We start from the raw sequence: 8,796 nt of genomic DNA on the forward strand, positions 1-8,796 counted from the left end.
CGGACGGAAAACCTCACACTTTCTCCTGGAATTTGCTTTAAGCTTCGGTGGATTCCTTCTTGCGGCGCGCCGCCGGAGGCGGCGGCTCGATCGCGCCGGCTCGAACGCGCGCGGGCTTCAGTGCCTGGGCTCCGGTATCCTTCACGATGTTCAGCGAGCGCGGGAAGAACTGGTCGTTCTGCTGACCGCGCCCGATATTGATGATCGCGGTTTCGGGCAGACGCTTCTGCAGCATGGCGAGCACCCGCCGCAGCGTCGGGCCGTCGAACGCGTCGAGCGCTTCATCGATGATCACCCATTTCGGCTTGCGCAAGGCGAGCCTGGCGAAAGCCAGCGCCCGTTGCTCGTCATCGCCGAGCTCGCGTTCCCACCGACCGGGACGATCAAGCGCGGTTGCCAGCCGATCGAGGCCGACCTCGCCAAGCACCGCCGCGATCTCGGCATCGCTGGTCGGGGCTTTGCCGTTCGGATGATCGAGGACCTCGCGCAACGTGCCGGCCGGGAAATACGGCACGCGGGGCACGAAGATGGGGCCCTCGCCGGCCGGCAGGCCGATCCGGCCGCTTCCCCACGGCCACAGGCCGGCAATGGCGCGGAAGAACAATGTTTTGCCGGCGCCCGGCTCGCCGGTGATCATGACCCGCTCGCCGGGACGAATTTCGACTTCCGTCTGGGCAAGCTTGGTGCAGCCTTCCGGTGAAGCCACTTCGAGCCTGTCGAAGGTCAGGCTGCCATTGGCGTTTTCAACGAACTGGATGCGTTTTTCCTTGTGGTGCAGCGCATCGGTCTCGGTGAGCGCGATGCGGAAATCGGCCACGCGCATCAGCGTCGCGCGCCAATCGGCGATGCTGCCGATATTGTTGATGAACCAGCGCAGCGACGAATGGACCTGGTTGAAGGCGCCCACCGCCATCATCAGCCCGCCGAACGAGATGTCGCCCGAGAAATAGACCGGCGAAGCCACCAGGATGGGTGCCACCACCGTTATCCAGCCATAGGTGTCGGTCACCCAGGACAGGTTGATCTGCGCGGTGAAGATGCGCCGCATGGCGCCGAGCACCGTGCCGAGGTCGAGCTCCAGCCGGCGCCGGGCGTCGGGCTCGCCATGGTAGAGCGCGATGGCGTCCACGTTTTCGTTGACCCGCACCATGGAGGAGCGCAGCTCCGCTTCGCGGGTATAGCGCTCGCTGTTGAGGCCGATCAGCGGACGCCCGACCAGCCAGCTTAGCCACGAGGCTATGCCGGCATAGAGGAAGGCCGCCCAGACCATGTAGCCCGGTATCGCCAGGGAATAGCCGCCGATGTGGAAGACGAATCCCGAAGACAGTTCCCACAGCACGCCGATGAAGGAGACGAGCAGAATGAAGGACTGCAGAAGGCCGACGCCGAGATCCGTCGACAGATCCGACAAGTGGGCGGCATCCTGCTGCATGCGCTGGTCGGGATTAACGCCGATGGCGCCGGCATTGGCCAGCCGGAAGGCCCGCGCCGGGCGCATCCATTGATCGATAAGGTCGAGCGTCAGCGCCTCGCGCAACCTCAGACGGATCATCTGGTTGAGCCAGGTCTGGCCGATATTGAGCACCAGAAGTCCGCCGGCGATCATCGCGAAGACCAGAAGCTGGTGCAGAAAGTCGGCCATGTCGCGCCGGGCCAGCGCATCGTAGAAAGGCTGGTTCCAGCGGTTGAGCAGGACCTGTCCGATCGCGGTGGCGACGATGACCGCGACGATGCCGATCGAGACCCAGGTAAGTTGCCTGCGCACCGGCGAGGTTTTCAGCCCCAGCTTGATCGCCGTCACCTGGTCGGCGAGGCTGCTCGCCTCGACCGAGACGGCGGGTTTCTGCGGGCCCGGCTTTCTATCGGTCTGGTCGTCCATGAAGGATATTCCTGGTTTCCGCCGCGATCATGAATGTCACGCCAAGCGAGCATGCTAGATCGGGCATGCCTCAGATAGGGTGATGATCGCCGCGCGATGCAAGGCGCGGCGGCGATCACGAACGCGTCACTTGGACGCGCCGTCGGTCGCGAGCCGGCCAAGCCGCGTCGCCCCCTGCGGCGAGAAGACCGGCACGAAGACACGGCGGGAGGCGCGTTGCACGACGGGCACGCCCTGATAGAGCCGCTTCTGCGCCTCGACGACGATGACGCCGGAAAAGATCGGCCAGAACCGCCGGCCGGCTTTCTCCAGCACATTGTGGAACCGCATCATGAAACGCCGCGGCGACGGCGGAAAGAACAGCGCATCGCTCCACGACGCCGGGGTGAAGTTCGCCTCGCGCAGCAACTCGGTCAGCTGGCCGCGCGAGAACGGTCGGCCGTTGCCGAAGGGCGTGTGCTCGAATCGCGCCCACACGCCGCGCCGGTTGGGCACGACGATGACGACCCTGCCCGCCGGCGACAGCACGCGCCAGATCTCGTTCAGCGTCTCGCGCGGGTTTTCGGCATGTTCGAGCGAGTGCACCAGGAGCACGCGGTCGATGCAGGAATCGACCAGCGGCAGCTCCTCGTCGAAGACCAGCGCCGTCGCCGCTGGCCCGGTCGCCGGCCACACCACCGCGCCCTGCGTCGCCGGCATGAAGGCGAAGACGCGCTCGGCATCGGTGCCGAAGCGCTCCAGCCATGGCAGCGTGTAGCCGAGGCCGACCAGCCGCTCGTTGGGCACGATTGCCCATATGGACGACAGCGCCATGGTGATCGAATGCTCGGCCAGGCGGCCGAGCGTTGAAGAGTAGAAGGAGCGCAGGTCGACGATATCCGAATGCATGCGCGGGACGGTAGCTGCGAACCCTGCCAAGTTCAACAAAGGCGCCCGGTTCAACAAAGCGCCAGGTCAACAAACGCGGATGACATTGGCCGCCGCCCGCCCTATGTCTGCGACGACAAAGGGAGACATGCGATGCCGGTCGAAATCGAGCAGTTCATGTGCCGCACCGACAATTTCGGCGTGCTGGTCCACGATCCGAAAAGCGGTGAGACAGCGGTCATCGACGCGCCGGAAGAGGCGCGGATCCTGGCGGCGGTCAAGCGCACCGGCTGGACGCCGACATTGATCCTCACCACGCACCATCATGCCGACCATGTCGAAGCCAATCTGGCGCTCAAGGAGCGCTTCAAATTGCGCATCGTCGGCCCGGAAGCAGAAAAGGCGAAGATCCCCGGTATCGACGAAACGGTCAGCCAGGGCTCGGTCGTGCGCCTTGGCGAGGAACGGATCGAGGTCATCGAGACGCCCGGCCATACCGCCGGCCACGTCTCCTATTATTTGCCGGCCTCGAAGGTGGCTTTTACCGCCGACACGCTGTTTGCGCTGGGTTGCGGCCGCCTGTTCGAATGCAAGCCGCCGGTCATGTATGATTCTTTGAAGAAGCTGGCGGCGCTGCCGGCTGAGACCGCCATCTATTGCGGCCACGAATACACCTTGGCCAATGCCCGCTTCGCGGTGACGGTCGACCCCAGCAATCCGGCGCTGAAGCAGCGCGCGGCAAGGATCGAGGCGCTGCGCGCCGACAACAAGCCGACGCTGCCGACGACCATCGGCGAGGAGTTGTCGACCAATCCGTTCCTGCGTTGGCACGACCCGGCGATCCGCAAGCATCTCGGGATGGAGAAGGCCTCGGACGCGGAGGTGTTCGCCGAGATCCGCAAGCGCAAGGACAATTTTTGATGCATGTCGCCCAAGAGTGCGCAGCGGTTTGGGATAACACCATGCACCAAAACGAAGAATGCGAATGACCACCAGCGCCGCCGAGATCATCGCAACGCTAGGCCTTCAGCCGCATCCCGAGGGCGGCTGGTACGCCGAGACCTTTCGCGACGCCGCGGGTGGCCCGCGCGGTCATTCGACCGCGATCTATTTCCTGCTCGAGCAGGGCCAGCTTTCGGCCTGGCATCGGGTGAAGGACGCGACCGAGATCTGGCACTTCCATGCCGGCGCGCCGCTGGCGCTGTCGATGCATGAGGAAGGCGCAGGCGTGGTCATCGAGCAGGTGCTGGGCACGGCCCTTGCCGCCGGGGAGCGGCCACAGATCGTCGTGCCGGCCGGCTGGTGGCAGTCGGCGCGCAGTCTTGGCGAATGGACGCTGGTCGGCTGCACCGTGGCGCCGGGCTTCGATTTCGCCGCCTTCGAGCTGGCGGAGCCGGGCTGGCAGCCGGTCTAGAGCATGATCCCGGAAAGTGGGAACCGGTTTTCGGAAAAGATCATGCTGCAACAAGAGTTAGAGCAGGATGACGACTCAACGAAACGTCATTCTGCTCTAGGCGAGCAGAAAACCCAGCGTGATCGCCAGTTGGGCAGCGTAATAAAGCACCCAGACCGCGTAGCGCATCCACAGGCGCTGCAGCGAGATCGCCGAGAGCAGGAAGCGCTCTGCCGCCAGCAGCCCATCCGAGGCGATGAACAGCACCGCGCCGGCGATCACCCAGCGGTTCTCCGTAGTGAGCGCCGAAACGCCCATGGCGAGGATGGCCGCGACATAGACGGCGACCGGAATGCGCAGTTGCGGGCCGACGCGGCGCCAGAGCGCGGCAAGCATGACGATGCTGAATACGGCCATGGCGAGCGCGGTCGCGCCCCGCCAGGATTGGGCGGTCAACAGCCCGAGCCCGCCGCCCGCCTGCGCGAACAGCACGACATAGGCGATGTGGCCGGCGAGAAAGCTCGCCAGCCCGCCGAGAAAGGCCTTTTCGCCGTCGCGCGAGAGGAGGGCGTCGCCGGCCGCGCTGAGCGCCAGCGCCGCGACGAGCAGCGCCGGACCGCCCTGCATGGCGGCAAGCACCGCCAGCAAAGCCACGGCAAGCGTCTTTGCCGCCGTGCGCGTCCATTTCGGCGACATGTCGAGCGCAAAAAGGTAGATTACGGTCGCGACGAACGAGAACAAAAGCGTCGCGTTGGCGTTGGCCTCGATGCCGCCCGGAAACGCCATCATGCATTGACCTCTTTTGCCACCGACTTGCGCATCAGCAGCGACTTCGCCGCGAGCGCGGCGCCACCGGTGATGAGCAAGCAGGCAGCGAGGATACGCAGCGACGGCTCGGCGACGCCCGCGGCGATCAGCACCAGCGTTGATAGGAGCGGTGCGGCGTAACTCGCCGCGCCCAGCACCTGGATGTTGCCGCGCTTGACGCCGATGTCCCAGGCGTAGAAGGCCGCGCCAACCGGCATCAGGCCGAGCCCGATGACGGCCAGCCACTGTCCAGGACTATCCGGCAGCACGGTCTTCTCAAGCAGAAAATGGCAGACCAGCGACAGCACCGACGTCGCCGCGCAGAACCAGGTGACGATCGAGGTCGGCACCGACGGGAAACGTCGCGACAGAAGTGAATAGGACGACCACAGCAGCGCGCAGACGGCCGCCATCGCGTAGCCGAAGGCATAGCGCGCATCGAAGGCCAGCCCGCCGCCCTTGGTGACGATCAGGAAGGTGCCGGCTAGGCCGAGCAGCGCGCCGACGACATGGTTCCAGGCAAGCCGCTCGCCCGGCATCAGCGCCGAGCCGAGCACGATCAGCAGCGGCCACAGATAGGCGATCAGGCTTGCCTCGACCGCGGGCGCGTTGCGCAGCGCCGTGAAGTAGAAGAAGTGGTAGCCGAACAGCCCAGCTATGCCGATCACCCAGACTTGGCGAGGGATCTTCTGGCTCCTGTCGGCGGCCGGCATCACCAGCCGCGCCACGAGCCCGACGCAGGTGCCGATGGCGAAGGTGATGGCCGACAACAGGAACGGCGGCACCTGCCCCGAGGCGTCGGTGAGCAGCGCCAGCAACGCCCACATGGCGACCGCCGAAAACCCGATCAGTGTTGCGCGCGCCATATCTCCCCCGCCGGCGCGCGACGGCGCCTGACCTAATTTACCGCTTCGAACCGTCTTGCGCTGATCGTCAGCGGACCGATCTGGGTCCCGACCGTGGCGCGGATCGGCGCATATACGCCGGATTGGCCGACCGGTGCAAACGTCACCAGCATGCGGCTCTTATTCTTGAGGAAGTTCAGCGCCTTGCGGCCCTTGCGATAACCCGCCACCGGCTCGAAGCCCATCTTGCAAGTCACCGTGTCGCCCTTGTAGCCCGGCACCGAGATCGAACCCTTGGAAGCATAGGTCAAGCTCAGGTCGGCGCGCATCTCGCCGTCATAGAATTTGACCGTGCGTCCGCAGACCTTGTCCAGGCTCTCGGCATGGATGACGGTCGCGGCCATCGGATCGAGCACCGATTTCAGGTCTCCGGCGCCGATCGGCACCCAGCTCTTCGGGTCGCGCTTGCCTGGCGCGGGAACCACTTGCGTGGAGGTGACCGCCCCGTTGCTGAAGCGGATGTCGACCATCGAGGCCTTTTTGCCGGACGTGTAATCGGCCCTGAACACCCGCGGCCGCATCTGCTTGCCGGAAATCGTGCCTTTCGAGGAAATCGTGCCTTTCGTGTCGTCGAAGAGCTTGCCGAGGCCGGCGGCCGAGACGGTACCGTCGATGGCATAGCTGTCGCCTTCGTAGCGGCTGGAAAAGGTCGCCCTGGCGATCGAAAGGCCGAGATAGGACACCGTATATTCGCCTTTGAAGGATTGCGGCGCCGCGGCGGCGAAGCCTGTTGTCGGCGCGGCAAGGGCAAGCAGGGTGGCGAATGCATGAGATGGACGGAGCATGGCGGCTGGCGAATCCCTGGCGGTTCGGCCGGAACGCAGAGGCTCCAGCCTGGCATATCCCTTCGCGAAGGGCTTATAGTTTGAAATCCGGCCTTTATATGGAGCGCGACCGACAGCCGGCGATGCGCCGGAGCTTGACGCAATGGCGAAATGCCACTATGGAACGCCAACTTTTCCAAAGGCCGCCTGACCGACACCGCGCGCCGCCTGGCGCGGGCAGAATGGTTTGGCAGGTTTAGAAACTGAAGGTTAGACAAGATGTCCCGCACCTGCGAACTCACTGCCAAGGCAGTCCAGACCGGCAACAATGTGAGCCACGCCAACAACAAGACCAAGCGTCGCTTCCTTCCGAACCTGGTCAATGTGACGCTGATTTCCGAAGCGCTGAACCAGAATGTTCGCCTGCGCATTTCGGCCAACGCGCTGCGTTCGGTCGAGCATCGCGGCGGCCTCGACGCCTTCCTGGTCAAGGCCGACGTCAAGGAACTGTCGCAGCGTGCCCGCCTGCTGAAGAAGCAGATCGCCAAGAAGCTGGCCGAGCAGTCGGCCGCTTAAGCACCTCTCAGGCGGGGGACGACCGCCTCGGGCGCCGGCCGGGCCGTGCCCGGAGTAAGAGCGAGCGTCGGCATGACGCTCGGCTGGTTCCATTACCCAGGATAAAAAAATGAACTTCCTGACCCGATATCTGCCCTTCGTGGCCGCCATGGCGCTTGTCGTCGTGGCCTCCAATATCCTCGTGCAGTTCCCGATGCAGGGCGAGATCGGCGGCCTGTCGCTCGCCGACCTGCTCACCTGGGGCGCCTTCACCTATCCCTTCTCCTTCCTGGTCACCGACCTCGCCAACCGCCGCTATGGCCCGGCCGTGGCGCGCAAGGTGGTGTTCGTCGGCTTCATGACCGCGGTGACCTGCTCTATCCTGGTCCCGCCCTTCCTGTTCCGCCATGGCCTGATCGAGTTCGAGACCGCCGCCGACCGGCTGGTGCGCATCGCCGCCGCTTCAGGCGCCGCTTTCCTCACCGCGCAATTGCTCGACGTCACCGTCTTCAACCGGCTGCGCCGGCAGAGCTGGTGGCGCGCGCCCATCGTCGGCACGCTGGTCGGCTCGGTGTTCGACACGGTCGTCTTCTTCGGTGTCGCCTTCTCCGCCGCTTTCGCCTTTGCCGGCCCCAGTGACAGCTTCGCGCTGGAGAACGTGCCCCTGATGGGCGTGCTGCCGGTCGAGACGATGCGTTGGGTGTCCTGGGCGCTTGGCGATGTTTCGGTCAAGCTCATCATTGCCGTCGTGGCGCTGATACCCTACCGGCTGCTTGCCGCGCGCTGGAGCCAGCCGGCGGTCGCGGTCGGAGCATGATTCCAGCCAGTGTAATCAGGTCATGATCCCCTGGGTTCAGCTTGATTCCGCCCGAACGCCCGATGGCGCACAGGAGCTGCGCCTTAAACAGCGCGGCACTGAATTTTCGATCATGCTCGGTACCAACGAGCTGATGAACAGCCGTCTCAGCGGCTCCGAGGAGGCTCTCGCCAGGCTTTCCTGCGAGCGGATCGCCGGCCGCAAGCGGCCGAACCTCCTCATCGGCGGGCTCGGCATGGGCTTCACCTTGCGCGCCGCGCTCGCCGCGCTCGATGGCGACGCTACCGTCACCGTCGCCGAACTCGTCCCCGCGGTCGTCGCCTGGGCACGCGGCCCGATGGCGAAAATCTTCGACGGCTGCCTCGACGACCCTCGCGTCACCATCCGCGAGGCCGATGTCGGCCAATTGATAAGGGCGCAGAACGCCGCCTGGGACGCTATCCTGCTCGACGTCGACAACGGTCCCGAAGGCATCGTCTATAAGGGCAATGACACGCTCTATGGCGCGGCCGGCCTGGCGGCCGCGCGCGCCGCCTTGACGCCCGGTGGCGTCCTGGCCGTCTGGTCGCAGGGGCCGGACAGCGGCTTCACCCGGCGGCTGAAGCAGGCCGGCTTCGCGGTCGAGGAGATCAACACGCGGGCCAACGGCAAGCGCGGCGCCCGCCACATCATCTGGATTGCGACCAACCGGCCCTGACGCTTTCAGCCACAGCCGCTGCTGCTTTACGCTTTGTTACGGCCGATGATGCAGGATCACGGAAATCTCCAGAGTGGTTAGCCGGTTCACGGGAAAGGCGGACCCACGGTAT

10 protein-coding genes are annotated in these 8,796 nt (G+C 65.2%); 5 read left to right on the forward strand and 5 right to left on the reverse strand.

Annotation, left to right across the window (positions count from 1 at the left end; genetic code table 11):
- Positions 1–37: 37 nt before the first annotated feature.
- Positions 38–1,879 (reverse strand): ABC transporter ATP-binding protein/permease, encoded by a 1,842-nt coding sequence (locus P9273_RS26110; RefSeq protein WP_278051365.1) that lies wholly within the window; start codon positions 1,877–1,879, stop codon positions 38–40.
- A 126-nt stretch (positions 1,880–2,005) separates the two neighbouring features.
- Positions 2,006–2,767 carry a class I SAM-dependent methyltransferase gene (locus P9273_RS26115; protein WP_278051366.1) on the reverse strand — a complete coding sequence of 254 codons (762 nt, stop codon included), beginning with the start codon at positions 2,765–2,767 and terminating at the stop codon, positions 2,006–2,008.
- A gap of 132 nt (positions 2,768–2,899) precedes the next feature.
- On the opposite strand from P9273_RS26115, the gene gloB reads away from it, so the two are divergent.
- Together gloB and P9273_RS26125 are read left to right on the forward strand one after the other, a co-directional pair.
- Positions 2,900–3,667 (forward strand): hydroxyacylglutathione hydrolase, encoded by a 768-nt coding sequence (gene gloB, locus P9273_RS26120; RefSeq protein WP_278051367.1) that lies wholly within the window; start codon positions 2,900–2,902, stop codon positions 3,665–3,667.
- 64 nt (positions 3,668–3,731) lie between these two features.
- Complete coding sequence (locus P9273_RS26125) at positions 3,732–4,160, forward strand: cupin domain-containing protein (RefSeq protein WP_278051368.1); 429 nt, start codon at positions 3,732–3,734, stop codon at positions 4,158–4,160.
- 96 nt (positions 4,161–4,256) lie between these two features.
- On the opposite strand, the gene P9273_RS26130 is transcribed toward P9273_RS26125, so the two are convergent.
- Genes P9273_RS26130 through P9273_RS26140 form a run of 3 tightly spaced genes read right to left on the reverse strand, consistent with a single transcriptional unit; the run spans position 4,257 to position 6,636 of the window.
- Positions 4,257–4,928: a lysoplasmalogenase gene (locus tag P9273_RS26130; RefSeq protein WP_278051369.1), complete on the reverse strand. Its 672-nt coding sequence runs from the start codon at positions 4,926–4,928 to the stop codon at positions 4,257–4,259.
- The gene (gene yddG, locus P9273_RS26135) at positions 4,925–5,812 is read right to left on the reverse strand and encodes an aromatic amino acid exporter YddG (protein WP_278051370.1); all 888 of its coding nucleotides are present in this window, start codon (positions 5,810–5,812) and stop codon (positions 4,925–4,927) included. The genes P9273_RS26130 and yddG overlap by 4 nt, the downstream gene beginning before the upstream one ends.
- A 32-nt stretch (positions 5,813–5,844) precedes the next feature.
- Positions 5,845–6,636: a DUF3108 domain-containing protein gene (locus P9273_RS26140; protein ID WP_278051371.1), complete on the reverse strand. Its 792-nt coding sequence runs from the start codon at positions 6,634–6,636 to the stop codon at positions 5,845–5,847.
- 258 nt (positions 6,637–6,894) lie between these two features.
- Between P9273_RS26140 and rpmB the strand changes: the two genes are divergently transcribed.
- From rpmB to P9273_RS26155, 3 genes are all read left to right on the forward strand, one after another.
- Positions 6,895–7,191 (forward strand): 50S ribosomal protein L28, encoded by a 297-nt coding sequence (gene rpmB, locus P9273_RS26145; RefSeq protein WP_040989302.1) that lies wholly within the window; start codon positions 6,895–6,897, stop codon positions 7,189–7,191.
- Positions 7,192–7,300: 109 nt separating this feature from the next.
- On the forward strand, positions 7,301–7,987 hold the full coding sequence (locus P9273_RS26150) for a queuosine precursor transporter (RefSeq protein ID WP_278051372.1): 687 nt from the start codon (positions 7,301–7,303) through the stop codon (positions 7,985–7,987).
- 22 nt (positions 7,988–8,009) lie between these two features.
- Positions 8,010–8,684: a hypothetical protein gene (locus P9273_RS26155; protein ID WP_278051373.1), complete on the forward strand. Its 675-nt coding sequence runs from the start codon at positions 8,010–8,012 to the stop codon at positions 8,682–8,684.
- The last annotated feature ends 112 nt before the right edge of the window (positions 8,685–8,796 follow it).

The sequence above is a fragment of the Mesorhizobium sp. WSM4935 genome, from assembly GCF_029625735.1.
GTDB lineage: Bacteria > Pseudomonadota > Alphaproteobacteria > Rhizobiales > Rhizobiaceae > Mesorhizobium.

Coding starts and splice junctions, on each gene's coding strand:
- P9273_RS26140 (WP_278051371.1), bottom strand. CDS start 6,636: ATGCTCCGTCCATCTCATGCATTCGCCACCCTGCTTGCCCTTGCCGCG.
- P9273_RS26130 (WP_278051369.1), bottom strand. CDS start 4,928: ATGATGGCGTTTCCGGGCGGCATCGAGGCCAACGCCAACGCGACGCTT.
- P9273_RS26155 (WP_278051373.1), top strand. CDS start 8,010: ATGATCCCCTGGGTTCAGCTTGATTCCGCCCGAACGCCCGATGGCGCA.
- gloB (WP_278051367.1), top strand. CDS start 2,900: ATGCCGGTCGAAATCGAGCAGTTCATGTGCCGCACCGACAATTTCGGC.
- P9273_RS26150 (WP_278051372.1), top strand. CDS start 7,301: ATGAACTTCCTGACCCGATATCTGCCCTTCGTGGCCGCCATGGCGCTT.
- P9273_RS26125 (WP_278051368.1), top strand. CDS start 3,732: ATGACCACCAGCGCCGCCGAGATCATCGCAACGCTAGGCCTTCAGCCG.
- P9273_RS26115 (WP_278051366.1), bottom strand. CDS start 2,767: ATGCATTCGGATATCGTCGACCTGCGCTCCTTCTACTCTTCAACGCTC.
- yddG (WP_278051370.1), bottom strand. CDS start 5,812: ATGGCGCGCGCAACACTGATCGGGTTTTCGGCGGTCGCCATGTGGGCG.
- P9273_RS26110 (WP_278051365.1), bottom strand. CDS start 1,879: ATGGACGACCAGACCGATAGAAAGCCGGGCCCGCAGAAACCCGCCGTC.
- rpmB (WP_040989302.1), top strand. CDS start 6,895: ATGTCCCGCACCTGCGAACTCACTGCCAAGGCAGTCCAGACCGGCAAC.